Below are 25536 nucleotides of genomic sequence, written 5' to 3' on the forward strand. Positions count from 1 at the left end.
TTCTAACGCTCGGCCCGCCGGCGGAGGCGGGCGGGAAGGGGTGGTCCGATGCGGATCGCGAACCGGGTCGCGCTGGTCACCGGCGCCTCGTCGGGCATCGGCGAGGCCACGGCGCTGCGGCTGGCCGGCGCGGGCGCGCGGCTGGTCCTGCACGGCCGGGACCGCGCCCGGCTGTCGGCCCTGGCCGAGCGCACCGGCGGCCTCGCGGTGAGCGGCGACCTCGCGGAGCCCGGCGCGGCCGAGCGGCTGGCGGACGAGGCGGACCGGCTCGGCGGCGGCGTGGACATCCTGGTCAACAACGCGGGCGTGGGCTGGGCCGGGCCGTTCGGCGAGATGGCGCCCGGCGACATCGAGCGGCTGGTCGCGGTCAACCTGGTCGCGCCGATGCGGCTCACCCGGGCCCTGCTGCCGGGGATGCGCGACCGCGGGGACGGGCACGTGATGTTCGTGACGTCGATCGCCGGGCGCACGGGCGTGGCCGGCGAGGCGGTCTACTCGGCGAGCAAGGCGGGGCTGGACGCGTTCGCCGAGAGCCTGCGCCTGGAGACGCGGGGCACGGGCGTCGGGGTCGGCGTGTTCGTGCCGGGGGTCGTGCAGACGGAGTTCTTCCAGCGCCGCGGGCGGCCGTACGAGCGGCGCCGCCCGCGGCCGCTGCCCGTGGGGCGGGTCGCGGACCTGCTGGTCGGGGCGATCGCGGCGGGCGGCGCGGAGCGCTATGCGCCGGGCTGGCTGCGCCTGCCCGTCGCGGTGCGCGGGGCGGCCCCGGGGCTGTACCGCCGGCTGGCCGCCCGGTTCGGCTGAGGCTACCCGGAGCGCAGCGCTCGCAGCGACTGCCGCAGCGACGCCATCGTCGCCAGCACGGCCGTGGGCTCGTAGCCGCAGTGGGCCATGCAGTTGGCGCAGCGCGGGTCGCGGCCGCGCCCGTACTGCTCCCAGTCGGTGGTCTCCACCAGTTCGCGGTAGGTGGGCACGTACCCGTCGGCCATCAGGTAGCAGGGCCGCTGCCAGCCGAACAGCGAGTACGACGGCACGGCCCAGGCGGTGCACGGGAAATCGATGCGGCCCTCGAGGAAGTCGAGGAACAGCGGCGAGTGGCTCAGCCGCCAGCGCCGGCGCCGGCCGTCGGCGAACGCCTTGGCGAACAGCTCACGGGTCTGCTCCACGCCGAGGAAGTGCTCCTGGTCCGGGGCCTTCTCGTAGGCGTACGCCGGGGAGATCATCATCTCGTCGATCCCCAGCTCGTCGTTGAGGTGGTCGAGGACCTCGATGACGGTCTGCGGGGTGTCGGTGTTGAAGAACGTGGTGTTGGTCGTGACCCGGAACCCGCGCCGCTGCGCCTCCCGCACGGCCGCCACGGCCTCGTCGAAGACGCCCTCCTTGCACACCGAGGCGTCGTGGCGCTCGCGGAGGCCGTCGATGTGGACGGTGAACGCGAAGTACGGCGACGGCCGGAACTTGTCGAGCTTCTTCGGCAGCAGCAGGGCGTTGGTGCACAGGAACACGTACTTCTTGCGCCGCAGGAGCTCGGCGGTGATGACGTCGATCTGCGGGTGCATGAGCGGCTCGCCGCCGGCGATGGAGACCATCGGCGCGCCGCACTCGTCGATCGCGGCCAGCGCCTGCTCGACCGGCATGCGCTGGCGCAACACGTCGGCCGGATGCTCGATCTTGCCGCACCCGGCGCACTTGAGGTTGCAGGCGAACAGCGGCTCCAACTCGACCAGCAGGGGAAACTTCTCGCGGTGGTGCAGCTTCTGGGACAGCAGATACCGGCCGATGCGCAGCCGTTGCCGCAGCGGGATGCTCATTGCCGTACCTCCTTGGGCAGCATGAAACGGACGTCTTCGAGCACGGCGGTGTGTTCGCGCACCGTCCGGGCGCCGAGCCCCGACAGCGCGGCGATCACCTCGTCGACGACGGCGGGCGGCGCCGAGGCACCGGCGGACACGCCGACGCTGCGCACGCCGGCCAGCCACCGCAGGTCGATGCCGCCCGCGCCGTCGATGAGGTACGCGGGCGTCCCCGTGCGCTCGGCGACCTCGACGAGGCGCTTGGAGTTCGAGGAGTTGACGGAGCCGACGACGAGCACCGCGTCGCAGGCGTCCGCGATCTCGGCCACCGCGCGCTGCCGGTTCGTCGTGGCGTAGCAGATGTCGTCGGACGGCGGCGCGGCCAGGTCGGGGAAGCGCGCCCGCAGGACCGCGAGGATGTCGGCGACGTCGTCGACGGCGAGGGTCGTCTGGACCAGGTAGGACACCCGACCCGGGTCGTCGACGCGCACCCGCTCGGCGTCGGCGACGTCCTGGACGAGGTGGACCCGCTCGGGCGCCTCGCCGAGCACGCCGTCGGTCTCCTCGTGCCCGGCGTGGCCGATGAGCAGCACGGTGTCGCCGTGCTCGGCGAAGCGCCGGGCCTCGCTGTGGACCTTCGTCACGAGCGGGCAGGTGGCGTCGATCGTCGGCAGGTGCCGGTCGGCGGCCGCGGAGCGGACCGCGGGCGAGACGCCGTGCGCGGAGAACACCGTTATCGCGCCCTCCGGCACCTCGTCGACCTCGTCGACGAAGATCGCGCCCCGCCGGGACAGGTCGGCGACCACGTGCGTGTTGTGCACGATCTGCTTGCGGACGTACACCGGCGGCCCGTACTGCTCCAGGGCGCGCTCCACGACGAGGATGGCGCGCTCCACGCCGGCGCAGAACGAGCGGGGCGCGGCGAGCACGACCCGGCGGACCGTGGTGGCCGCCGCCCATTCCCGCAGCCCGGCGGCGACGGCCGGCAGGGCCGCCAGCGCCGTGCGCAGCCGCCCCACGGTGCCCGGCCGGAGCACCGCATCGGTGTCGGCGACGACCCGCACGCAGGCGGCGGGCCGGTCCTCGGCCGCGGCGAGCAGCCACGCCGACTCCAGGTCCACCGTCAGCGCGCCGGTGCCGGCGAGGCGGTTGCGCGCCGCGCCCAGGGCGAGCCGGTCGGTGCTGAGCACCGGGCCCGCGCGCACGGTGAGTCCCTGGCGGCGCAGCGCCCCCTCGAGCAGGACGGCCGCGGGGAGCACGGTCACGGGCGGCGCCGCGGCTCCGGCCCGGACGGCGGCGCGGACCTCGGTGGCCACCACGACGTCGCCGGGCTCGAGCGCGGCGTCCAGCCCGCCGCCGACGCCGGCCACGGCGAGCGCTGCGGCACCGGTCACGGCGGACGAGCCGGCGGCCCGAACGGAGCGGCGGCGCCCTGCCCCGGTGTGCAGGACGGTGCCGAGCGGACCGGGCCGGCCCCGGCGCAGCGCCGCCGCCTCCGTGCGCATCGGCGCGCACAGCAGCCAGTCGACGTCCGCGCGGGTCCGGGCCGGTGTGCTCATCGCTCCTCCTCGGCGCTGTCGCGCAGGATGCGGCCCAGGGCGCTGACCGGGAACACCAGCCGGTACAGGTGGTAGTTGATGTAGAAGTCGCCCGGGAAGCCGGTGCCGGTGTAGTGCGGCTCGTCCCAGGTGCCGTCGGGGCGCTGGGTGTCGAGCAGCCAGGCCAGTGCCCGGCGCGCCGCGGGCGTGTGGTGCTCGCCGGTGGCGTGCAGCGCCAGCAGTGCCCAGGCCGTCTGCGAGGCGGTGGAGGCCCCGTGTCCGCGCATGGCCTCGTCGCGGTAGGAGCGCATGTCCTCGCCCCAGCCGCCGTCGTCGTTCTGATGCTCCCGCAGCCACCGCACGGCGCGGCGGATCGAGGAGTGCCCGGGCGCGACGCCGGCGGCGGTCAGGGCGGGCACGACGCAGCCGACGCCGTACACGTGGTTGGCGCCCCACCGGCCGAACCAGGAGCCGTCCGTCTCCTGCGCCCGCAGCAGCCACCGCACGCCCCGGCGGGTGGCGGGCGAGTCCGTCAGGCCCTGGGCGCACAGCGCCTCGACGATGTGCGCGGTGACGTCGGCGCTGGGCGGGTCGATGACCTCGCCGAAGTCGCAGAACGGCAGGTCGGCCACGAGCGTGCGGTCGTTGTCGGCATCGAAGGCGCCCCAGCCGCCGTCGCGCGACTGCATGCCGACCAGCCAGCGGGTCGCCCGGTGCAGCACGGCGTGGCCCCGCAGCGGGGTCCGCCGCAGCGCGAGGATCACCTCGGCGGTGTCGTCGGTGTCGGGGTATCCGTCGTTGTCGAACTCGAACGCCCACCCGCTCGGCGGGACGTGTGCGCGGCGGACGGCCCAGTCGCCCCGCGCGGTGATCTCCTCCGCGGCGAGCCAGTTCCCGGCCCGCACCATCGCGGGATCGTCGGCCGGCAGCCCGGCGTCGGCCAGGGCCGTGACCGCGAGCGCGGTGTCCCACACCGGCGACTGGCACGCCTCCAGGCGGCGCACGGTCCCGCCGGGCGTCTCCTCGCGCACGGTGTACCGCTCCAGCCCCACCAGGCCCGCTCGCAGCACCGGATGCGTCACGGGGTAGCCGAGCGCGTGCAGGGCGATGAGCGAGTACACCCACGGCGGCTGGATGCCGCCCCACGAGCCGTCCGCCTCCTGCCGGGCGATGATCCACTCCGCGGCGCGGCGCAGCGCGTGGCGGCGCAGCGGCCCGGCGGCGACGCGCTCGTAGCCGCGGGCGGCGAGGTCGAGGCGGTGCAGCCAGCCGGATCGGCGCGTCAGCGGCGGCGGTGGCGGCGGGTGCAGCCCCGTGCGCAGCTCCGGCAGCGAGAAGCCCAGCGAGCGCACGGGCCGCAGCGCCCGCACGATCGACAGCGGCACGATGGTCTGGCGGGCCCAGCACGCGAAGTCGTACACGTTGAAGGGCATCCACGCCGGCAGCAGGACGAGCTCGGGCGGGACGGCGGGCACCCGCCGCCAGGGCCACTCGCCGAACAGCGCCAGCCAGATGCGGGTGAACACCCGGCTGCGCTCGATGCCGCCCCGGTCGCGGACGAACGCGGCGGCCGCCGTCATGTGCGGTGCCTCGGGCGCGTCGCCGGCCAGGCGCAGCGCCGTGTACGCCTCGATGGTGGTGGACAGGTCGCCCGGGCCGCCGTGGTACGTCGCCCAGGCCCCGTCGCCGAGCTGCCGGGAGCGGATCCAGCGGGCCGTCTGCGCGGTCAGGCGCTCGTCGCGGATTCCGAGGAACCGGCGCAGCATCAGGTCCTCGGCCTCGATCGTCACGTTGGTCTCGAGCTCGCCCTTCCACCAGCCGGCGGCGTCCTGCCGGGCGCGCAGGTGATCGGTCGCCCGCTCCAGGCCGTCGCGGAGCCGGTCGGTGAGCTCGTCGCGCGCGGGTGCCCGCGTCGGTACCCCGGCCATCAGTGGTTGCGTCCCGTCACGAGGCGGGCGAGGTCCGCGAGGTCGTCGTGCACGTCCGCGGGCAGGCCGAGCGCGTCGAGCTCGGCGAGCGCGTGGCGCAGGTGGCGGTCGGCCTCCTGCCGCACCCAGTCCCGCGATCCGGCCTCCTCCAGCAGCCCGGTGGCGGTGCGCAGGTCGGCGTCGTGCAGGTCGCCGGTCGACGCGTACAGCTCCCGCAGCGCCTCGCCCGCGGCGGTGCCGGACGTGAGCGCGTGCACGACCGGCACCGACTTCTTGCGGGAGCGCAGATCGGACCCGACCGGCTTGCCGGTGCGCGCCGGCTCGCCCCAGACGCCGAGCTCGTCGTCGACGAGCTGGAAGCTCATGCCCAGGTGCGTGCCGAGGCGCGTCAGGGCCTCGGTCACGGCCGTGGGGGCGTCGCACAGCAGAGCCCCCAGCGCGCAGGCGCAGGACATCAGCGCCGCGGTCTTGTCCGCGCTCATCGCGAGGCACTCCGCGAGGGTGACGTCGTCGCGCCCTTCGAACTCCAGGTCGGCGACCTGGCCGGCGATGAGCCGGTGGACGTCGGAATCCAGCCGCCGGGCCGCCCGCACGGTGCCCGGCCGGGTGTCGCCGCTGAGCTCGTCGCGCGCGAGCAGCATGAGGGCGTCGCCGGCGAGGATCGCGGCCGGGACGCCGAAGACCGCCCAGGCCGTCGGGCGGTGCCGGCGTACCGTGTCCTGGTCCATGACGTCGTCGTGCAGCAGCGAGAAGTTGTGCGCGAGCTCGACGGCCGCCGCGGCGGCGACGCCCCGCTCGGGCGGATGACCCGCGGCGCGGGCCGACAGCAGGGCCAGGGCGGGGCGGATGCCCTTGCCGCCCGCGGCGGACGGCGAGCCGTCGGCCTCGCAGTAGCCCATGTGGTAGGCGGTGACCCGCTGGTTGCGGGGATCGAGGCGGCCCAGGAGCTCCCTGATCCGCGGCTCGACCAGGGCGGGAACCTGGTCGAGGAAGCCGACGGGTGCGATGGTCAACGTGTGCCCTCCAGGGTTCGGTCGGCAGAAGCCAGGTGGGCGAGCACGACGTCGGCGGCGCGGTGACCGCTTCGGACCGCGCCCTCCATCGTGTCCGGCCACCCGGTGTCGGTCCACGCTCCGGCCAGGACGAGGCCGGGCACGCGGGTCGCCGCGCCGGGCCGCAGCGCACGGGTCCCGGGAGCCTGCCGGAACGTCGCCCGCGGCTCGCGGGTGACGAACGCGTCCAGCAGCCGCGCCGAGCGCGCCGCGGGCAGGAGCCCGGCTACGGCGTCGGCGCAGACGGCGGTCAGGCGCGCGGCCGGGGCCGCGATGGTGTCGTCCGCGGCGGAGATCGACACCACCAGGTACTGCTCGCCGGGCATCGACGCCGGCGTACGGTCGAAGATCCATTGGGCCGGGGACTCGACGGCCGCGGCGAACGGCAGGCGGGTCACGGCCGAGTCGTAGCGCAGGTGGACGTTCACGATCGGGGAGCTGCCCAGCCGGTGCCAGTCGTCCCGGGCGGCGCCCGCCGCGGGCGGCACCAGCCGCGCGGCGGCCTGCGGCGGAACGGCCAGCACGACCGCGTCGGCGAGGATCTCGTCCTGGGCCGTGCGGCCACCGGTGCCGCCGGTCACGACCCGGAACCCGGTGCTGTCCGGCCGGATCCGCTCGGCCCGGCTGCCGGTGGCGACCCGCACGCCGAGCCCGGTCAGCAGCCGGTGCGCGGGACGGCCGTGCAGGTCGGCCAGCGGCACGAGCGGACGCCCGATGTCGCCGGCGCCGGCGCGCTCCAGCAGCCCGGTCCGGAACACCCGGGCGGCCAGCGCGAGTGACGCGTGCCGCGCGGGCGTGTTGAGCGCGGCGATGGTGATCAGGTCCCACAGCCGGCGCACCGCCCGGGAACCCTGGTCGTGCTCGGCCAGCCATTGGCCGAAGGACCGCTGGTCGTTGGCCGCGTCGTCCGGGTCCACCGTGCGCAGCGCGCCGGCCGCGCCGATCGCGCGCAGGCGCTCGCGGGCGTCGAGCAGGCGGTAGCGGGCCAGGGCCGGCAGCAGGTGGGCCGGGGCGGGCAGTCCCGGCGTGCGGGCCAGCACGTGCGGGGCCCGCCCGTGCGAGAGGACCGGAACCCGGAAGCGCGGCTGTATCCGGGCCAGGTGCGCGCTGCCGAGGCGGTCCAGGAGGGCCCGGTATCGCTCGTAGCAGCGCAGGAACACGTGCTGCCCGGTGTCCACGGCGAGACCGTCGTGGTCGATGGAGTACGTCGCCCCGCCGAGCTCGGTACGCCGCTCGACCAGCGTCACCCGGGCACCGGCGTCGGCGAGCACCGTCGCGGCGGTGATGCCCGCGAGCCCGCCGCCGACGACGCACACGTCACGGCCGGCGACCGGGGCTGATGGTGTGTTCGATGGCGTCGCCATCAGGCCGACCGCAGCGCGAGGGCACGGGCCGCGACCATGGCCTTCGCGCCGGGAGAAAGGGACAGCCGGGTGCGGGTGACGGCCAGCGGGTCCTCGGCGATGCGGGCCAGCAGCCGGCGGTAGATGCCGGCCATCGCGGCGGTGCAGGCGGCGCTGCGGGCGTCCAGCATCGGCAGCAGCCGCAGGCCGGTCTCGTACCACCGCTCGGCCCGCTCGGCCTCGAAGCGCACGAGCGCGGCGAAGCGCTCGGGCGGGTCGGCGAAGCCGTCGCCGTCGGGCTCCAGGTTGCAGCCGAAGCGGTCCAGGTCGTCCTTGGGCAGGTACACCCGGCCGGCCAGCCGATCCTCGCGCAGGTCGCGCAGGATGTTGGTCAGCTGCAGCGCGATGCCCAGCGCGTCGGCGAGCGCGGCGGCCCGCGGCGGTGCGCCGGTGCCGAAGACGCCCAGCGACAGGCGCCCGACGGAGCCGGCCACGCAGCGGCAGTACCACAGCAGGTCGTCCATCGTCGCGTAGGTGGTGCCGCGCACGTCGGCCGCGCAGCCGTCGATGAGCTCGTCGAAGGCCGGCAGCGGGATGGGCAGCCGCCGGGCGGCGTCGTGCAGGGCCAGCAGCACCGGGTCGTGCCCGGCCGTCTCCGGCAGCCGGTGCAGCGCGTCGCGGACCTCGTCGAGCCGGCCCAGCCGCTCGTCCGGCGGCAGGGCTCCGTCGCCGATGTCGTCGATGCGGCGGGCGGTGGCGTACACCGCGGACAGCGCGCGCCGCCGGTCCCTCGGGAGCAGCCGGATGCCGTAGGAGAAGTTGCGCGCCTCCCGGCGCGTGATCTCCTCGCAGTGCCGGTAGGCCGCCGCGAGGGGACCGGTCGCGCTCACCCGGCGCTCCTGATCATCACGCCCAGCCAGGATCTCGCGATGTCGCGCCGGCGGGGCCGGGGCGGGCCGGGCAGCGGGTCGTAGCCGCTGCGCCGCAGTGCCCGCAGCGTGGCGAGGCCGCCGGCGAGGTATCCGGCGACCGCCACCCGTGCCCAGCCGTGCAGCCCCTCGACCAGCGGCGTCCCGGCGTCGAGCCATGCCCGGGCGCGGCCCGCCTCGAACCGCACGAGCGCCCGCAGCGCTCCGCTCGCCGTGGCCGCGGCCAGGTCGGCCTCCGTCACGCCGAACCGGTCGAGGTCGGCCGCGGGCAGGTACACCCGCCCGCGCCGGTGATCCTCGGCGATGTCCTGGAGGTGCTCGATGACCTGCAGCGCGGTGCAGACGCGGTTCGACAGCGCGATCAGCGCCGGCTCGGGCCGCCCGAACACGTGCAGGACGAGCTCGCCGACCGGGTCGGCGGACAGCGAGCAGTACTCGACGAGCTGCCCGACGGTCTCGTAGCGGGTCACCGTCTGGTCGACCCGGTTGGCCTCGATCAGGCGCAGCAGCGGCCCGGCGGGCAGCCGGCACGCGGACACCGTCGGGGCGAGCCCGCGCAGCACCGGGTGCCGGACCGGGCGCCCGTCGTAGAGCTCGTGGACCTCGGCCTCCAACGCGTCCAGCGCCGCCATGCGGGCCCGGGCGCTCAGGCCCGGCACCGGCTCGTCGCCCAGGTCGTCGACGAACCGCGCGTAGCGGTACAGGGCCAGCAGGTGCTCGCGTGTCGCCCTGGGAAGGATGCGAAGCGCCACCGGGAAGTTCTCGCCGCCGGCCCGCTGCTGCGGTGCCAAGGGCCCGTCAGGCAGCGCCGTCTGGGTCGTCATGCCGCGCATGGCGGCGCGCTACCCGCGATCCGCGCTCGTAACCTTCGCGGCAGTTCCTGGTGGCGGTCCGGCATCCGGCACGCCCGGCCGTCGCTCACCCCACCGGAGGTGCTCGCTCATGCGGGCGAATCGCAGCCCCTGCCGCTCGCCGTCGCCGGCGATCGACGTCAGCGCGCCGAGGGCCGAGCCCCAGGAGCCGGGCACCGCCACGCAGTCGCTGTCGTGCAGCAGCAGGGTGGCGCCGCCCCTGATGCCGCCGGCGCGCAGGTGGGCCAGCACGGTGGCGGTGGTGGCGCCCGCCTCCCAGTCGCGGCCCCAGGCGCTCCAGAGCACCGGGCGCAGGCCGAGCCGGGCGGCCGCGACGATGCTTCCGGCGGACAGCACGCCGTACGGCGGGCGGAACCACCGGGGCGGGGCTCCGCAGGCCCCGAGAATCAGCTCGGCCGTGCGGGCGAGCTCGCCGTGCACGCGGCCCGGGCTCATCCGGAGGTGACTGCGGTGGGTCCAGCCGTGCACGCCGATCTCGTGCCCCTCCTCGTGGATGCGGCGCAGCAGGCCGGGCGCCCTCGCGGCCATGGAGCCGAGCACGAAGAAGGTGGCGGGGATGCCCAGCCGGGCCAGCGACCGGAGGAAGTGCGGGGTGGAACGCGGGTCCGGGCCGTCGTCCAGGGTGAGCGCGACGGTGCCGGGCCGACCGGCGCCGCTCAGCGCCGGCAGGTGCCGGCGGACCGGCGGCAGCGCCGTCACCGCGGGGCCCGCATGCAGCACAACGGCGGCGGCGGACACGCTCACCGCCAGGAGCCGTCTGCTCATGCACTCCTCCACCTGGCCGGGACCGATCGGGACGGCCGCTACCCGCGGCGGTGGCACCGAAACCGGGGCCGGTCGGCGCCGGCGGCGAAGCAAGATTGGAGATGGGGTCGCACATGGGGTCGCACCGGCGTCCCGCCCGCGGAGCGCGGCGTGCGACCGGGCCGAACGGCATCGAGAGGAAAGGACGGGTGCCGTGAGTATTTCCCGCCGCCTGGCCGATCTGTTCCGGATCAAGGCCAACAAGGCCCTCGACCGGGCCGAGGACCCGCGCGAGGTGCTCGACTACTCCTACGAACGCCAGCTGGAGATGCTGACGAAGGTGCGCCGCGGCGTGGCCGACGTCGCCACCAGCCGCAAACGCCTCGACCTGCAGCTGGCCCAGCTGCAGCAGGCCGCCGACCGGCTGCAGGGTCAGGCCGCCGAGGCGGTCGACATGGGCCGCGACGACCTCGCCCGCGAGGCCCTCACGCGCCGGGCCGCCGTCGCCACCCAGATGGGTGAGATCAGCGCCCAGCGCGACACGCTCACCGGCGAGGAGGCCAAGCTCACCACGGCCGCCACCCGGCTGCAGGCGCGGGTGGAGGCGTTCCGCACGCGCAAGGAGACCATCAAGGCCACCTACACCGCGGCCGAGGCGCAGAGCCGCGTCGGCGAGGCCGTCTCGGGCATCTCCGAGGAGATGGGCGACGTCGGCATGGCGGTGCAGCGCGCCGAGGACCGTACGGCGCAGATGCAGGCCCGCGCCGGCGCGATCGACGAGCTGCTCACCTCCGGCGCGCTGCAGGACGCCACCGCGACGACCGCCGGCCGCGACGACCTGCAGGCCGCCCTCGACGCGGCGCGCGGGGACCAGGGCGTCGACCGCGAGCTCGCCGCGCTCAAGGCGGGCCGGTCGGTGCCGGCCGTCGGCGGCGGACCGCAGCCCCGCGCGGTTGAGGCGGGGCCGTCGGACGAGGAGGCCCGGCGATGATCATCAGAATTCTCGGCGAGGGCCAGTACCGCGTGCCGGAGTCCGCGCTGGTCGAGCTCAACGAGCTCGACGCCGCGGTGCAGACGGCCGTCGACACCGGCGACCGGGCCGCGTTCCACGATCGGCTGGGCGACCTGCTCGCCGCCGTCCGGGCGCGCGGCACCGGCGTGCCCGACGACGAGCTGACCGCCTCGGGGCTGGTCCTGCCCGCACCCGACAGTGACCTGGCCGACGTGGCCGCGCTGCTGGGCGACGAGGGCCTCATCCCGGGCTGAGGAGCACCCGATGCGTACCCGATTCCGCCCCGACCGCCGCCTGACCGCGCGCATGGTGCTGACCGTGTTCCTGCTCGGGCTGGTGTACGTGGCCTTCATCGCCGTCCTCGTGACCCTGCTGCGCTCGTGGGTGGCGATCGTGGTCATCGCGGGCGGTGTGATGGCCGTGCAGTACTGGTGCTCCGACCGCATCGCCCTGGCCGGCATGGGCGCCCGGATCGTCGACCCGCAGCAGCAGCCGCGCCTGCACGGCGTCATCGACCGGCTGTGCGCCGCGGCCGACATGCCCAAGCCGCGCGTCGCCGTCGCCGACACCGACCTGCCCAACGCGTTCGCCACCGGCCGCAACACCGACCGCGCGGTGGTGTGCGTGACCACCGGCCTGATGCGCCGGCTCGACACCGACGAGCTGGAGGGGGTGCTGGCCCACGAGCTGTCCCACATCGCCCACCGCGACGTGGCGGTCATGACGCTCGCCGCGTTCCTCGGCGTCGTGGCCGGCATGGTCACCCGCTTCATGTTCTACTCGCAGCTCTTCGGCGGCCGCCGGCGCGGAGACAACCAGACGTACCTGCTGCTCGTGCTGGTCATGGCCGTCTCCGCGGTGGTGTACACGCTGAGCTTCCTGCTGATCCGTGCCCTGTCGCGCTATCGGGAGCTGGCCGCGGACCGCGCCGGCGCGACGCTGACCGGCCGGCCCTCGGTGCTCGCCTCCGCGCTGACGAAGGTGACCGGCGAGATGGCCCGCATCCCGACCCGCGACCTGCGCACCGCGCAGGCGTTCAACGCGTTCTTCTTCACCCCCGCGGTCGGGGCCCGGCCGAGCCTGGCGACCCTGCTCTCCACGCATCCGACCCTGCAGCGGCGCCTGGACCAGCTGGCCGAGATCTCGACCGAACTCGAGAGGGCGGCACCGGAGGCATGAGATTCCTCGACGCGCTGCTGGGGCGCACCAGACCGGTCCAGCCCGACCTCGACGCCCTGTTCGCGGTGCCGGCCGCGGCCACCACCCTGCAGGCGGCCCTCGACCTCGAGCCGACCGGCGTGGGCGCCGTCTGCTTCAAGACGGCCGAGGGCCCGGCCGCCGCCCGGGCCGAGTCCGAGGCCCTGTCGCTGCTCACCGCCGACCAGGCCGCGCGCGTGGCCACCAGCCGGGACGAGTACGGCTACACCTGGATCGCCGGCCGGCGCGACCCCGACGACCTGGCCAGCCTGGTCACCGACCTGCACGCGGTGAACAGCACCCTCGCCGACGCCGGCTACGGCCCCAGCCTGCTGTGCACCGTCATTGGCTTCACCGGCGCCGGCGGCCGCCGGCTCGGCCTCGTCTACCTGTTCAAGCGCGGCACCTTCTACCCGTTCGCACCCTCGGGGGCACAGACCCGCGACAACGCCCTGGAGCTCCAGGTCCGCGCGCAGCTCGGCGGCGAGCTCCCGGTCGAGTCGGATCTGAGCCGCTGGTTCCCGATCTGGACGACTCCGGCGCTGTAGGCCCCCGGTGCGGGGTTCGGCACACCGGTGCCGGCGTGGTGTAGGCCCGGTGCGGCGGGGTAGTCCGCGGCGCATGGCTGCGGTGCGCTGGTTGCGCGAGAGCGGGCTGGCCGGGGAGCTGGCGGCGGAGTTCGCCGGGACGATGGTGCTCATCCTCTTCGGATGCGGCGCCGTCGCGCAGGTCATCGCCGGCGGGCTGGGCGGACACGACAGCATCGCGTGGTCATGGGGCCTCGGCGTGACGTTCGGGGTGTACGTCGCCGGGCGGCTCAGCGGCGGGCACCTCAACCCGGCCGTGAGCGTGGCGTACGCGGTGTTCGGCGGCTTCGAGTGGCGCAAGGTGCTGCCCTACTCCGCGGCCCAGACCCTCGGTGCGTTCGCCGGTGCCCTGTTGGTGCGCTGGAACTACGCGTCGATCCTGCACGCCGCCGACCCGCGGCACACCATCAAGACGCAGATCGTGTTCTCGACCCTGCCGGGCAACGGCACCCTGCCGGTCGACGTGCGCAACGCGTTCCTCGACCAGATCATCGGCACGGCGATCCTGCTGTTTCTCATCATGGCCGTGACCGACGCCCGCAACAACGCGCCGCGGGCCAACCTGGCGCCGCTGCTCGTGGGGCTCATCGTCGTGGTGATCGGCATGGCCTTGGGCTCCGCCGCCGGATACGCCATCAACCCGGCGCGCGACTTCGGGCCGCGGGTCGCGTCGTTCCTCACCGGCTACGGCGGCGCGTTCGTGGACCAGAGCGGCTACCCGTACTTCTGGGTGCCGATCGTCGCCCCGATCGTCGGCGGGATCCTCGGTGCCTGGGCGTACCGGCTCGCCGTCGGGCGCTACCTGCCGGTCCGGCGGCGCGAGCCGGGAAGGGTGGACATCGGCAGTGGCTGACTACATCGGGGCGATCGACCAGGGCACCACGAGCACCCGGGCGATGGTGTTCGACCACGACGGCGCGGTCGTGGCCCAGCACCAGGTCGAGCACCGCCAGATCCTGCCGCGGGCCGGCTGGGTGGAGCACGACCCGGACGAGATCCGGCGCAACGCGCTCCTCGTCGCGGGCAAGGCCTTCCAGGGGTACCGCATCCGCGCTCTCGGCCTCACCAACCAGCGCGAGACCACGGTGGTGTGGGACCGGCGCACCGGCACGCCGCTGGGCAACGCGATCGTCTGGCAGGACACCCGCACGGACAGCATCGCCGAGGCCCTCGACCGCGACGGGCGCGGCGAGCTCGTCCGGCGCAAGAGTGGCCTGCGCCCGGCCACGTACTTCTCCGGCGGCAAGCTGCAGTGGATCCTCGAGCACGTCGACGGCGCCCGGGCGGCGGCCGAACGCGGCGACGCGCTCTTCGGCACCATGGACACCTGGCTGCTGTGGAACCTCACCGGCGGCCGGGTCCACGCGACCGACGTGACCAACGCCAGCCGCACCATGCTGATGGACCTGGAGACGCTGGACTGGGACGACGAGCTGCTGGCCTGCTTCGGGGTGCCGCGCGCGATGCTGCCGCGCATCCACCCGTCGTGCGACCCGGCCGTCTTCGGGCGCACGGCGGACGGGATCCCGCTCACCGCGGCGCTCGGCGACCAGCACGCGGCCGTCGTCGGGCAGGTCTGCTTCGCGCCCGGCGAGGCCAAGAACACGTACGGCACCGGCAACTTCCTGCTGCTCAACACCGGCACCGAACCGGTGCGCTCGCGGCACGGGCTGCTCACCACGGTCGCCTACCAGTTCGGCTCCGAGCCGCCGGTCTACGCGCTCGAGGGCTCGATCGCCGTCACCGGCGCGGCCGTGCAGTGGCTGCGCGACCGGCTGCACATCATCGGCACCGCGGCCGAGAGCGAGACCCTCGCGGCCCGGGTGGCCGACAACGGCGGCATGTACTTCGTGCCCGCCTTCTCCGGCCTCTTCGCGCCCTACTGGCGGGCCGACGCGCGCGGCGCGATCGTCGGGCTGTCGCAGTACGACACCGACGCCCATCTCGCGCGCGCCACCCTGGAGGCGATCTGCTACCAGTCCCGCGACGTCGTCGAGGCGATGCAGCAGGACTCCGGGGTGACGCTCGACGTGCTCAAGGTCGACGGCGGCGTCACCGCCAACGACCTGTGCATGCAGCTGCAGGCCGACATCCTCGGCGTGCCGGTGAGCCGGCCCGTGGTCGCCGAGACCACCGCGCTGGGCGCCGCCTACGCCGCCGGGCTCGCGTCCGGCTTCTGGAGCGACACGCAGGAGCTGCGGGCCCACTGGCAGGAATCGCACCGCTGGGAGCCCACCTGGTCGCCGCAGCAGCGGGCCGAGGGGTACCGGCACTGGCACGACGCCGTACGGCGGACCATGGACTGGATCGAGATCGGGGCCTGAGCGTGTACGACACCGGCACCATGTCACCGACCGCCCGGGACGAGGCCGTCGCGGCCCTGACCGGCACCGAGCTCGACGTCGTCGTCATCGGCGGCGGCGTGGTCGGGGCCGGCTGCGCCCTCGACGCCGTCACCCGCGGCCTGACCACCGGGCTGCTGGAGATGCGCGACTTCGCCAGCGGCACCTCGAGCCGGTCGAGCAAGCTCATCCACGGCGGCCTGCGCTACCTGGAGATGCTCGACTTCCGGCTGGTGCGCGAGGCTCTGCGCGAACGCGGCCTGCTGCTGCGCCGCCTGGCCCCGCACCTGGTCCGGCCGGTCCCGTTCCTCTACCCGCTCACCCACCACGTGTGGGAGCGGGGCTACGTCGGCGCGGGCGTCACGCTGTACGACACCATGGCCGGGCGCGACCGGGGCGCCCTGCCCCGCCACCGCCAGCTGAGCCGCCGCGCCGCGCTGCGGGTCTGCCCGGCGCTGCGCCCGGAGAGCTTCGTCGGCGCCGTGCAGTACTGGGACGCGCAGGTCGACGACGCCCGGCACACCCTGTTCGTGGCCCGCACCGCCGCCGCCTACGGCGCGCACGTGCTGTCCCGCGCGCAGGTCATCGGCTTCCTGCGCGAGGGCGGCCGGATCACCGGCGTGCGGGTGCGCGACCTGGAGCACGACCGCGAGTTCGAGGTGCGCGCGCGGCAGGTCGTCAACGCGACCGGGGCCTGGACCGACGACACCCAGGCGATGATCGGCGAGCGCGGCCAGTTCCACGTCCGCGCCTCCAAGGGCATCCACCTGGTCGTGCCCCGCGACCGGATCCGCTCCTCCACCGGCATGATCCTGCGCACCGCGACGAGCGTGCTGTTCGTCATCCCGTGGGGCCGGCACTGGATCGTCGGCACCACCGACACCGACTGGACCCTGGACAAGGCGCATCCGGCCGCGACCCGCACGGACATCGACTACCTGCTGGGCGAGATCAACCAGGTCCTCGCCACGCCGCTGCGCCACGACGACGTCGAGGGCGTCTACGCCGGCCTGCGCCCGCTGCTGGCCGGGGAGTCGGAGCCCACCTCCAAGCTGTCCCGCGAGCACCTCGTCGTCACGCCGGTGCCCGGGCTCGTCGCGGTCGCGGGCGGCAAGTACACCACGTACCGCGTGATGGCCGCCGATGCCGTGGACGCCGCGGTGCACGGGCTGGACAGGGCGGTACCCCCGTCGTGCACCGACCAGACCCCGCTCGTCGGCGCGGACGGCTTCGCGGCCCTGTGGAACCAGCGCGCCGCGCTCGCGACCGGCAGCGGCCTGCACGTCGCCCGGATCGAGCACCTCCTCGGCCGCTACGGCAGCCTCGTCCCCGAGGTGCTGGAACTGCTCGCCGCCGACCCGCACCTGGCGCGGCCGGTGCCCGGCGCCGACGACTACCTGATGGCGGAGGTGCGCTACGCCGTGCTGGCCGAGGGCGCCCGGCACGTCGAAGACGTGCTCACCCGCCGCACGCGCATCTCGATCGAGACGTTCGACCGGGGTATGACGGCGGTCCGCCCGGTGGCCATGCTGATGGCCGACGCGCTGGGCTGGACCGCCGAGCAGGTCGATCGCGAGGTGGACAGCTACCGGCTGCGCGTGGAGGCGGAGCGGGCCTCCCAGACCCAGCCCGACGACCGCGCCGCCGAGCGGATCCGCCGCGAGGCCCCCGATGTGGTGCCGGTGGTGCACGCCGCCTGACGCACACATCGATGGACTTCCCTTCGATTGGCGCCGTTTCCTGAGCAAAGTCGCAGGTGGCCGGGGTGCACGCCGCATCTCGGCAGTTCCAATCGAGGGGTTCACCTGCGCTTGAGAAGCCGCTATGGTCATGAGGCTCGCCGCGAGTGATCGTCACCGTTCCGGTGACGGCGCGGCGGCCCGCCGAGTCGTGCTCGGACGAGCCGGGGACCCAAGCATCACTGGGGTGAATCCGTGTGGCCACGCGCCGCGCGGTAGGGCGATCCTCCCGCCCGAATCCGTCAGCTAACCCGGTAGGCGGCACCGGAAGGAGCAGTACATGCACGCCCTCTCGCGGAGCCATACCTCGGCCCATCGCCCAGCGGACCCGCCGGCGCGCCCGGATCGCCGCATCGGCTGACCCTCCGGCCCCGGACCCCGCCCCCACCACAACGCCCCGACCGCCACTGTCCCGAGTGGACGGTCGATTGCGCATTCCCTTGCTCCGCACCGGACCCCCGGCCCGGAGTCGAACCCTGTCGAGGTTTCCCGTGCAGCACTCGAACAAACCCAACCATCCCGACAATCCGCACCGTTCACTCCGGCCGAGGTGCGCCCGTGCCGGCCGATGAGACCACCGGGCGGCACCGGCGGCAGGAACCGTCCGGCCGGCGCCTCCCGGCCCGGCGGGGCATCGCCCTGTACTCGGCGGCCGCCGTCGTAGCGTTCGCCGTCATCGGCGCGCTGCTGTTGTTCAACTCACACGGCCCAAGCGCGCTGGCCGTGGCGCAGAACGAGTCGGCGACCCAGCGCGCCGACGACCGGGCGGCCGACGCCGAGAACCGCGCATCCCGCGGCGAGGCGCGCACCGGCGACACGCCCAGCCGGCAACCGTCGGCGGCGGCCAGCGCCCCGGCGAAGCCGTCGACGGCGGGCACCACGGCACAGCCGCCGAGCACGGCCACCGCCGCGCCGACGACCGCCGCGCCGACGCCGGCGGTCATCGCCGCGGTCGGCGAGCTGACCCAGGCCGAGATGAACAACGCCGTGACGATCATCCGCACCGGACAGCAGATGGGCCTGCCCAGCCGCGCGTTCGTCGTGGCCATCTCCACCGCGCTGCAGGAGAGCCACCTGCACAACCTCGCCAACTCCAACGTTCCCGAGTCGCTCAACCTGCCCAACGAGGGCGTGGGCAGCGACCACGACTCCGTCGGGCTGTTCCAGCAGCGGCCGAACTGGGGCACCGTCACGGAGCTGATGAACCCGGCGGAGTCCGCGCGCCGCTTCTACAACGCGCTCATGGACGTCTCCGGCTGGCAGCAGATGGCGGTCACCGTCGCGGCGCAGACGGTCCAGGTGTCGGCGTTCCCGGACGCCTACGCCCAGTGGCAGTCGCTCGCCGAGCAGATCGTCACCGCCGTGCCGTGATCCGCCCGCGTCCCGGGGTTGTTAGGCGGCCGGGGCCGCGGGTAGTCGGCTGCGGAGACGAAGGAGGTGGCGCGTGACCCAGACTCAGCATCAGGACGTCGTCGACGTCCTGATGAACCAGCACCTCGAGATCAAGGCCCTGTTCAACCGGGTCGCCAGCGCGCAGGGCGACCAGAAGCGGACGCTGTTCTTCGACCTGGTCCGGCTGCTCGCCGTGCACGAGAGCGCCGAGGAGCAGATCGTGCACCCGGAGGCCCGCCGGGCACTGGGTGACCGCGGCGATCAGGTCGTCGACGCCCGGCTCCGCGAGGAGTCCGAGGCCAAGCAGGTCCTGTCGGAACTGTACGACCTGGGCGTCGACCACCCGGAGTTCGACGAGCGGCTCGGCGCGTTCGCGGCCGACGTCAGCGAGCACGCCGCCAGCGAGGAGACCGAGGAGTTCGAGCAGCTGCGGCGCACCGTCGAGCCGGACAAGCTGCGACGGATGGCTTCGGTGTTCGAGGCCGCCGAGACGGTCGCGCCGACCCGGCCGCACCCGGCCGCGGGTGAGTCGGCGACGGTGAACCTGCTCGCCGGTCCCCCGATCGCCGTCTTCGACAAGATCCGGGACGCTCTGCGCAGGACCTGACCCGCGAAGGCCCGCACCGGCGCGACCGGTGCGGGCCCGGAGGCGGTTGTGTCAGGTGCCGGGCGGTGGGTAGTTCCCGCCGCCATGACGGGTACCCAGACGGACGCCACCGGGGCGGACCGCGGCATCGTGCTACCCGGCGTCGTGCTCGGCGCCGGCCTCGGCGGGTTCGTCGACGGCATTCTGCTGCACCAGCTGCTGCAGTGGCACCACATGCTCAGCAGCACCACCAGGTATCCGGCCGACACGCTCGCGGGCCTGCGGGTGAACACGCTGTGGGACGGCCTGTTCCACACCTGCACCTGGCTGGCCGTGCTGATCGGCCTGGCCCTGCTGTACTCCCGGATCACGGCGGGGCGCGCGCGGGTGTGGGGTTCGCGCACCCTGTGGGGCTGGATGCTGGTCGGGTGGGGCGGCTTCAACCTCGTCGAGGGCACGATCGACCATCAGATCCTGGGCATCCACCACGTCCACGGCGGCCCCGACCAGCGCTGGTGGGACCTGGGCTTCCTCGCGCTCGGCGCCGTCCTCGTCGTCGCCGGCTGGCTGCTGCAGCACTCGGCCCGGCCGGGAGACCGCGCCCGGTGAGCCACGCCCATCCCGCCGTCGGCCTGCTGCCCGCCCTGGTCCTCGCCGGCGCGGTCGGCTACGACGCGATGGCGAGCCTCGGCCGCCGCTCTTGGCCCTGGTGGCGTTCGGCACTCTTCCTGACCGGCGCCGGCCTGCTGGCGGCCGGCCTGGACCCGGCCGTATCGCCGTGGCCGGCCGGCGACTTCCGCACGCACGTGCTGCAGCACCTGCTCACCGGCATGCTCGCCCCGCTCGGCCTGGTCCTCGGCGCGCCGGGGACGCTGCTGCTGCGCACCGTGCCCGCCCCGACCGGCCGGCGGCTCACCCGGCTGCTGCGCACCCGCCCGGTCCGGCTCCTCGGCAGCCCGTGGACGGCGCTGACGGTCACCTCCGGCGGCCTGATCGTGCTCTACGGCACCCCGCTCTACGCCGCCACCACCCGCGACCCCGGCCTGCACCAGCTCGTCCACGCCCATATGCTGCTCGCCGGATGCCTGTTCACCTGGGTCATCGCCGGCCCGGACCCGGCGCCCCGCCGCCCGGCGGTCCGCCTCCGGCTCGCCGTGCTCGGCGTCGCGATCGCCGTGCACGCCAGCCTGGCCCAGCTCCTCTACGCCGGGCTGTTCCTGCCCGGCGCGGCGGTGCCCGCCGCCCAGCGGCACGGCGGGGCCGCGCTCATGTACTACGCCGGCGACATCGCCGAGCTGCTGCTCGCGTTCGCATTGGTCACGACCTGGCGCCCCGGTCCCGCCTGGAGCGGGTCACGCGAGCAGGTCGGCGATGCGCCGGCGGTTGCGCAGGGCGTCCGGTGAGCCGGTCGCGGGGTCGACCAGCATCCAGCCGTGGCCGTCGGCGACGAAGCCGGCGAACTCGAAGAGCTGCTGGCGATAGCGCTCCTCCGCCTCGGGCCACTCGAGGTCGGCCAGCGGCTCGAAGGTGTCCGGCCGTCCGGCCAGGTCCCAGCAGGCGCGGTGCAGGGCCGCCCGGTCGTCGAGCCCGTCGCCGACGAAGCCGTCGCTGCCGGAGTCCTCGAAGACCCCGTCGTGCACGGCGCCCTCGATGACGACGTCCCCGTCGCCGGCCCGCAGCCGCAGCCCGACGGCGTCGCGCAGCCACCCGTGCTCCGGCCCGAACGCGACCGCCGGGCCGCCCTCGTCGTCGCCGTCACCGCGCCAGATCCGGAAGGACCCCCCGCCCGGTGCGGGCACGTAGTGGTCCTGCTGCACCGGCAGGCCGCAGATCTGGCAGTACGTCGACATGACACCCATGGCCCGGAAGCGTAGCGGCGCTCATGGGAGGTAGCGGACCTCGGGGAAGGCGCGGCTCGGACCGTCGAGCAGGCGCTGGCGCCGGCCGCGCAGGTGCTGGTCGAAGAAGGCGAGCGGGTACGCCTGCTGGATGCGCACGGCCCGGCCCGGGTCGAGGGTGCCGATCCAGCCCCGCAGCTCCGCGTCGCTCATCCCGACCGCCCTCGCGACCTGCGGGAGCAGGAACTGGTAGTCGTCGTACGCGTTGTGGACCGCGCCGTCGGCCTGGACGTTGAGCCGCCAGCCGGTCAGGTGCGACCAGAACTGGGCGACCGGCGGCGTGGACCGCGGGAAGTCCGCGGTCATGAGCATGAACGGCCGGTCGAGGTCAGTGGTGATCAGGGGCTCCATCGGGCCGTCCAGGCTCAGGCCGGCCCGGATGCGCCGGTCCGTGCCCATGGCGAGCGCGGTCGCGGTGCCGCCCTTCGAGGTGCCGAACATGCCGACGCGGCGCGGGTCGGGGGCGCCGAGCAGCCCGGGCGGCAGCCGTCGGCCATCGGCGTCGGGGTTGTGGCCGGCGGCGAGGCGCTCGACGGTGTCGAGCACGAACGGGATGTCGTCGGCGAAGTCCCGCGCGCCCAGCGCGCCGTCGCCCCGGATCGGGACGAGCAGGCGGCCGCCGGGGAACTCCGTGAAGGCGTCGCCGGTGTGGTCCACGGTGAGCACCAGGTATCCGTGGCTGGCCAGCTCCTGCACGACGATCGTGGTGTCGGCGCGGTGATCGTGGGCCTCGTGCGAGTACACGATGACCGGAAGGCGGCCGCCGGACTGCCGCACCGGTGCGCCGGCGTGGCCGGAGGTGATCGGGGCGCCGACCGCGCCGGGCGGGAAGCCGGCGTTGCCCAGCAGGGCGCGCATCGGGGCGTCGGCCAGCCAGATCGCCCGCGGGTGGCGGTCGGGGTCGCGGGCCGGGTACCAGGCGCTCGCCATCAGCTCGCGGTCGCGCGAGCGGTCGCGCAGGCGCAGCGCCACCGTGCCGACCGGATACGGGCCGGTCGGCCGGGGCAGGACGAGCCGGGGCGCGGACGTGGGCTCGGTGGTGGCCGCGCCGGCCCGGCCGGCGGCGGCGAACGGCGCGGCGATACCGGCGGCGACCGCGGACATGAGGACGGTGCGGCGGGACGGGCTACTCATTGCGGGCGGAATCCGGTCCGGTGATGCGCGACAGCAGCGGCAGGGTCGCGGCGATGATGGCCAGTGAGACGGCCAGGCCCAGCCCGGCCAGGGCGTAGTAGGACCAGTCCGGCGCGGCCAGGGTGTAGCCCATCTGCGCGCGGAGGAACAGCTGGGCCGCGGCGAACCCGGTGACCGCGGCCAGCACCGCGACCGCCAGCAGCGGCACCGCGGACTCGAGGGCGACGACGCGGCGCAGGGCGCGCAGCGGGACGCCGGTGAGGCGCAGCAGGCTGAAGGGGCGCTTGCGGTCGGCGATGCCGGCGGCGACGCTCACCGCCAGGCTGCAGCCCGCGATCGGCAGGCTGAAGAGCATGATGACGTCGGCCAGGCGCTGGAACAGCGCCATCTGGGTGCGGGAGTTGCTGCCCCGCTCAAGGTCGGTGAGCGCCGGGACCTCGTAGTCCGGGTAGGCCAGCCCGATCGCGGTGCGGGCCCGTTCGTGGGCGGCGGCGCTGCCGTCGAGGCCGACGACGACGCTGTCGAGCGGGAGCGCCGCGACCTGCTCGGCGGTGACGGGCGCGGCCGGCCAGACGGTCGCCGTGCCCGTGCCGGTGCGCGTGCGGTCGAAGCCGACGAGGTTGCTCCAGATCTGGGCGTACTCGGCTCCGGGGGCGCACGTGCCGTACTGCGGGATCCGGGCGAGATCGGCGCACGCGACGATGCTGGAGGGGCTGTCCGGCCCGTCGTCGGGGTTGTCGTGCAGCAGGAGGGCGAAGGTCACGCCCTGGACGTGGCGCAGCCGGTCGGACACGTCGTCCGGGAGGGTGGCCTGCGGTCCGACGTACTGGTCCATCGTCACCGCCGCGAGGTCGCTGTAGCGCACGCCGCGCTCGAATTGCATCGTGGTGATGACGCCGGTCGCGACGCTGACGACGAACAGGGCGAGCATGACGCCGCTGATCGCGCGGAACGCGGCCTGCGGGTTGTCGGCGAGCCGCCGGGCCGCCACCAGCGTGGGCAGCCGGCGGGCGTGGCGGGCCATCAGCCGGGCCCCGACCATGGTGATCCACGGGCCGGCGATCACGAGGCCGACCATGGTGATCAGGAAGCCCGGCAGGAAGGCGGCGGTCTGTCCGCTGGAGGTTTCGGGCTTACGGCCGACGAAGTACGCCAGCTCCACGAGCCCCGCGACGACGGGGATCAACCGCCACGCGCGCGGCGGCTTCGGGGTCACCTGGCGGGCGACGCCGAGCGGCGAGATCCGGACCCGGCGCATGGCGAGCGCGGCCGCGGCGATCGCCCCGAGCGGGACGCCGAGCGCGACGAGCACGGCGATGGGCAGCCCGGGCGAGAGATCGGCGGGGAAGAACCGCTCGGTCGTGAGCGGCACCGCCGCCATCGCCGCCCGCAGCGCCGGGAACAGCGCGAAGCCCGCGATCGTGCCGGCCACGGCGGCGGCGCCGGACTCGACGGCGGCGAGCTGGGTCACCTGGCGCGGTGTGGCGCCGATGAGCCGCATGGCCGCGAACCGCTGTTCCCGGCGGGTGGCCGACAGGCGTGTGGCCGTACCGACGAAGACGAGCAGCGGGAAGAGCAGGCCCCCGGCGACGACGGACAGCACCAGGTCCATGGCGGCGGTCGGGATCTTCAGCGGCGTCGTGGACACCGCGGTGACCTCGTGAGCTCTCGGGATGCCGCCGACCTCGCCCGGGGTGCGGCCGACGACGGCGACGAGCGAGTCCGGCGACTCCAGCGCGTCCGCGTCGATGATCCCGGCCTCGTGCCCCGGGAAGCGCGCGGCGAGCTGGTCGGCCGGGTGCGCGGCGATGAGGTCGTGCAGGGCCGGCGAGACGTAGTACTGCCCCGGCGCCGGCAGCCGCGGGATGCCCGGCACGGCCGGCGGGTTGGCGCCCTTGAGGCCGACGTCGATGCGCCACATCGACTTGCCGCCGAAGAAGTCCTCGCGGCCGGCCCAGACGACCGGGTCGGCCGCGGGACCGCCGGGAGCCTGCTGCCCGCGCAGCCAGGCGCCCCGGCCGACCTGGGCGTCGAGCGCGCGGACGCCGGCGGTGGTGGCCAGCAGCAGCCCGGTGCCGAGCGCGACGGCGACGGCGATGACCACGAACCGCAGCAGCGCCTCACGCCCGTTGGCGAGGGCCAGGCGCAGACCGAACCGGATCACGAGGCGGCCAGGGCGTGCACGCGACCGTCCCGGACGATCACCTCGCGGTCTGCGTAGACGGCGACCCTCGGCTCATGGGTGACGAGCACGACGGTCGTGCCGTGCTCCCGCGCCGCCGCCACCATGAGATCCATGACCTGCTCGCCGGTGAGCGAGTCGAGGGAGCCGGTGGGCTCGTCGGCGAACAGCACCCGCGGCCGGTTGATCATTCCCCGTGCCAGCGCGACGCGCTGGGCCTGACCACCCGACAGCTCCCCCGACCGGCGCCCCTCCATCCCGGCCAGGCCGAGCCGGTCCAGCCATCCGCGCGCCTCGCGCAGGGCGTCTCCGCGCCGTGACCCGCCGAGCAGCAGCGGCAGGGCGACGTTTTCCTCGACGGTCAGTTCCGGCACCAGCTGCCCGAACTGGAACACGAACCCGAAACGCTCGCGGCGCAGCGTGCTGCGCTGGTGCTCGTTGAGCCCGTCGATGCGCTGCCCGTCGAAGCGGACCTCGCCGGCGCTCGGCACCAGGATCCCGGCGAGGCAGTGCAGCAGCGTGGTCTTGCCGGAGCCGGACGGCCCCATGACGGCGACGATCTCGCCCGGCCCCGCGTCGAACGAGGCGCCGCGCAGCGCCGCGGTCTCGCCGAAGGACAGCTCGATGTCGCGGGCCTCGATGACGGCGCTCATCGGCGCACCAGCCCGGCCAGGTGGTCCAGGCGGGCCACGGTGAGCTCGATCCAGCGCAGGTCGGCCTCGAGGTGGAACAGGCCGTGGTCGGCGAGCATCGCCTCGATGAGGTCGTTGCCCTTCTTGATCTCGTGCAGCTCCCGCATCCGCTTGAGGTGCGCGCCGCGCTGGGTGTCGAGATATTCCGCGGCCGGCCGCTCCAGCATCAGCGACAGCATCACCTTGGCGAACAGCACCGTCTGCAGGTGCGGCTCGGGCTCAACCGGCTGGGTCAGCCACGCGTCGACCTCGGTGGCGCCGAGGTCGGTGATGACGTAGCGCTTCCGCTCGGGCCCCTCCCCCGCCTCGACCTCGCTGATCACGACCTTGCCGTCGCGGGCGAGGCGGCCGAGGGTCGAATACACCTGGCCGAAGGGCAGCGGGCGGCCGCGGCCGAAGAACGTGTCGTAGTCGCGCTTGAGGTCGTAACCATGGCTCGGCTGGCGCTCCAGGAGGCCCAGCAGCGTGAGAGGAACGCTCATGCCGCCGACCATACACCACGGATATACACCGAGTACATACACTCGGGTGATACGCCGGCCCGGCGCCGCCCCGGCCGTCACTCGGGAAAAGTCACCG

General features: G+C 74.7%; 25 protein-coding genes and 1 riboswitch. Of the genes, 12 read left to right on the forward strand and 13 right to left on the reverse strand.

Annotated features, from left to right (window positions below):
• The first annotated feature begins 48 nt into the window (after window positions 1-48).
• On the forward strand, window positions 49-801 hold the full coding sequence (locus AC6JBM_RS22520; protein WP_497985543.1) for an SDR family NAD(P)-dependent oxidoreductase: 753 nt from the start codon (window positions 49-51) through the stop codon (window positions 799-801).
• Window positions 802-803: 2 nt separating this feature from the next.
• On the opposite strand, the gene hpnH is transcribed toward AC6JBM_RS22520, so the two are convergent.
• The 8 genes from hpnH to AC6JBM_RS22560 are packed head-to-tail and all read right to left on the reverse strand — an operon-like array spanning window position 804 to window position 10217.
• On the reverse strand, window positions 804-1808 hold the full coding sequence (hpnH, locus tag AC6JBM_RS22525) for an adenosyl-hopene transferase HpnH (protein WP_497985544.1): 1005 nt from the start codon (window positions 1806-1808) through the stop codon (window positions 804-806).
• Window positions 1805-3349 (reverse strand): 4-hydroxy-3-methylbut-2-enyl diphosphate reductase, encoded by a 1545-nt coding sequence (locus AC6JBM_RS22530; protein WP_497985545.1) that lies wholly within the window; start codon window positions 3347-3349, stop codon window positions 1805-1807. The genes hpnH and AC6JBM_RS22530 overlap by 4 nt, the downstream gene beginning before the upstream one ends.
• Window positions 3346-5256 carry a squalene--hopene cyclase gene (gene shc, locus AC6JBM_RS22535; RefSeq protein WP_497985546.1) on the reverse strand — a complete coding sequence of 637 codons (1911 nt, stop codon included), beginning with the start codon at window positions 5254-5256 and terminating at the stop codon, window positions 3346-3348. The genes AC6JBM_RS22530 and shc overlap by 4 nt, the downstream gene beginning before the upstream one ends.
• Window positions 5256-6269 (reverse strand): polyprenyl synthetase family protein, encoded by a 1014-nt coding sequence (locus tag AC6JBM_RS22540; protein WP_497985547.1) that lies wholly within the window; start codon window positions 6267-6269, stop codon window positions 5256-5258. The genes shc and AC6JBM_RS22540 overlap by 1 nt, the downstream gene beginning before the upstream one ends.
• Window positions 6266-7672 carry a hydroxysqualene dehydroxylase HpnE gene (gene hpnE / locus AC6JBM_RS22545; RefSeq protein ID WP_497985548.1) on the reverse strand — a complete coding sequence of 469 codons (1407 nt, stop codon included), beginning with the start codon at window positions 7670-7672 and terminating at the stop codon, window positions 6266-6268. The genes AC6JBM_RS22540 and hpnE overlap by 4 nt, the downstream gene beginning before the upstream one ends.
• On the reverse strand, window positions 7672-8541 hold the full coding sequence (gene hpnD / locus AC6JBM_RS22550) for a presqualene diphosphate synthase HpnD (protein ID WP_497985549.1): 870 nt from the start codon (window positions 8539-8541) through the stop codon (window positions 7672-7674). The genes hpnE and hpnD overlap by 1 nt, the downstream gene beginning before the upstream one ends.
• Window positions 8538-9404, reverse strand: a complete 867-nt coding sequence (gene hpnC / locus AC6JBM_RS22555) for a squalene synthase HpnC (RefSeq protein WP_497985550.1) — start codon at window positions 9402-9404, stop codon at window positions 8538-8540. Before hpnC ends, hpnD begins: the two co-directional genes overlap by 4 nt.
• A gap of 18 nt (window positions 9405-9422) precedes the next feature.
• Entirely contained in the window at window positions 9423-10217 is a 795-nt protein-coding gene (locus tag AC6JBM_RS22560; RefSeq protein ID WP_497985551.1) for a polysaccharide deacetylase family protein, read from the reverse strand.
• 193 nt (window positions 10218-10410) lie between these two features.
• Here AC6JBM_RS22560 and AC6JBM_RS22565 point away from each other — a divergent pair, with 193 nt between their 5' ends.
• The 11 genes from AC6JBM_RS22565 (at window position 10411) to AC6JBM_RS22615 (ending at window position 20454) form a co-directional block, all read left to right on the forward strand.
• A complete protein-coding gene (locus AC6JBM_RS22565; protein ID WP_497985552.1) occupies window positions 10411-11187 on the forward strand; it encodes a PspA/IM30 family protein in 777 nt (258 codons plus the stop codon).
• Window positions 11184-11462, forward strand: a complete 279-nt coding sequence (pspAA, locus tag AC6JBM_RS22570; RefSeq protein ID WP_350610607.1) for a PspA-associated protein PspAA — start codon at window positions 11184-11186, stop codon at window positions 11460-11462. The genes AC6JBM_RS22565 and pspAA overlap by 4 nt, the downstream gene beginning before the upstream one ends.
• Before the next feature lie 10 nt (window positions 11463-11472).
• The gene (htpX, locus tag AC6JBM_RS22575; RefSeq protein ID WP_497985553.1) at window positions 11473-12387 is read left to right on the forward strand and encodes a zinc metalloprotease HtpX; all 915 of its coding nucleotides are present in this window, start codon (window positions 11473-11475) and stop codon (window positions 12385-12387) included.
• Window positions 12384-12953 carry a PspA-associated protein PspAB gene (gene pspAB / locus AC6JBM_RS22580; RefSeq protein ID WP_497985554.1) on the forward strand — a complete coding sequence of 190 codons (570 nt, stop codon included), beginning with the start codon at window positions 12384-12386 and terminating at the stop codon, window positions 12951-12953. The genes htpX and pspAB overlap by 4 nt, the downstream gene beginning before the upstream one ends.
• Before the next feature lie 73 nt (window positions 12954-13026).
• Entirely contained in the window at window positions 13027-13845 is an 819-nt protein-coding gene (locus tag AC6JBM_RS22585) for an MIP/aquaporin family protein (RefSeq protein ID WP_497985555.1), read from the forward strand.
• Window positions 13838-15316 (forward strand): glycerol kinase GlpK, encoded by a 1479-nt coding sequence (gene glpK, locus AC6JBM_RS22590; RefSeq protein ID WP_497985556.1) that lies wholly within the window; start codon window positions 13838-13840, stop codon window positions 15314-15316. The genes AC6JBM_RS22585 and glpK overlap by 8 nt, the downstream gene beginning before the upstream one ends.
• Window positions 15317-15336: 20 nt before the next feature.
• Window positions 15337-17034, forward strand: a complete 1698-nt coding sequence (locus tag AC6JBM_RS22595) for a glycerol-3-phosphate dehydrogenase/oxidase (protein WP_497985557.1) — start codon at window positions 15337-15339, stop codon at window positions 17032-17034.
• Between the two features lie 171 nt (window positions 17035-17205).
• Window positions 17206-17349, forward strand: a riboswitch (cyclic di-AMP (ydaO/yuaA leader).
• A 282-nt stretch (window positions 17350-17631) separates the two neighbouring features.
• Window positions 17632-18444, forward strand: coding sequence for a hypothetical protein (locus AC6JBM_RS22600; RefSeq protein WP_497985558.1), 813 nt, complete (start codon window positions 17632-17634; stop codon window positions 18442-18444).
• A gap of 73 nt (window positions 18445-18517) precedes the next feature.
• A complete protein-coding gene (locus AC6JBM_RS22605) occupies window positions 18518-19072 on the forward strand; it encodes a hemerythrin domain-containing protein (RefSeq protein ID WP_497985559.1) in 555 nt (184 codons plus the stop codon).
• 84 nt (window positions 19073-19156) lie between these two features.
• Window positions 19157-19660, forward strand: coding sequence for a DUF2243 domain-containing protein (locus AC6JBM_RS22610; RefSeq protein ID WP_497985560.1), 504 nt, complete (start codon window positions 19157-19159; stop codon window positions 19658-19660).
• Window positions 19657-20454 (forward strand): cytochrome c oxidase assembly protein, encoded by a 798-nt coding sequence (locus AC6JBM_RS22615; protein ID WP_497985561.1) that lies wholly within the window; start codon window positions 19657-19659, stop codon window positions 20452-20454. The genes AC6JBM_RS22610 and AC6JBM_RS22615 overlap by 4 nt, the downstream gene beginning before the upstream one ends.
• Here AC6JBM_RS22615 and AC6JBM_RS22620 read toward each other — a convergent pair.
• Genes AC6JBM_RS22620 through AC6JBM_RS22640 form a run of 5 tightly spaced genes read right to left on the reverse strand, consistent with a single transcriptional unit; the run spans window position 20404 to window position 25439 of the window.
• On the reverse strand, window positions 20404-20910 hold the full coding sequence (locus AC6JBM_RS22620) for a hypothetical protein (protein ID WP_497985562.1): 507 nt from the start codon (window positions 20908-20910) through the stop codon (window positions 20404-20406). The two genes, AC6JBM_RS22615 and AC6JBM_RS22620, sit on opposite strands and share 51 nt — an antisense overlap.
• A 21-nt stretch (window positions 20911-20931) precedes the next feature.
• On the reverse strand, window positions 20932-22083 hold the full coding sequence (locus tag AC6JBM_RS22625) for an alpha/beta hydrolase family protein (RefSeq protein WP_497985563.1): 1152 nt from the start codon (window positions 22081-22083) through the stop codon (window positions 20932-20934).
• Complete coding sequence (locus AC6JBM_RS22630) at window positions 22076-24247, reverse strand: ABC transporter permease (RefSeq protein WP_497985564.1); 2172 nt, start codon at window positions 24245-24247, stop codon at window positions 22076-22078. The genes AC6JBM_RS22625 and AC6JBM_RS22630 overlap by 8 nt, the downstream gene beginning before the upstream one ends.
• The gene (locus AC6JBM_RS22635; RefSeq protein ID WP_497985565.1) at window positions 24244-24918 is read right to left on the reverse strand and encodes an ABC transporter ATP-binding protein; all 675 of its coding nucleotides are present in this window, start codon (window positions 24916-24918) and stop codon (window positions 24244-24246) included. Before AC6JBM_RS22635 ends, AC6JBM_RS22630 begins: the two co-directional genes overlap by 4 nt.
• Window positions 24915-25439 carry a PadR family transcriptional regulator gene (locus AC6JBM_RS22640; RefSeq protein WP_350610595.1) on the reverse strand — a complete coding sequence of 175 codons (525 nt, stop codon included), beginning with the start codon at window positions 25437-25439 and terminating at the stop codon, window positions 24915-24917. Before AC6JBM_RS22640 ends, AC6JBM_RS22635 begins: the two co-directional genes overlap by 4 nt.
• Window positions 25440-25536: the final 97 nt, after the last annotated feature.

The organism is Dactylosporangium thailandense (assembly GCF_059739745.1).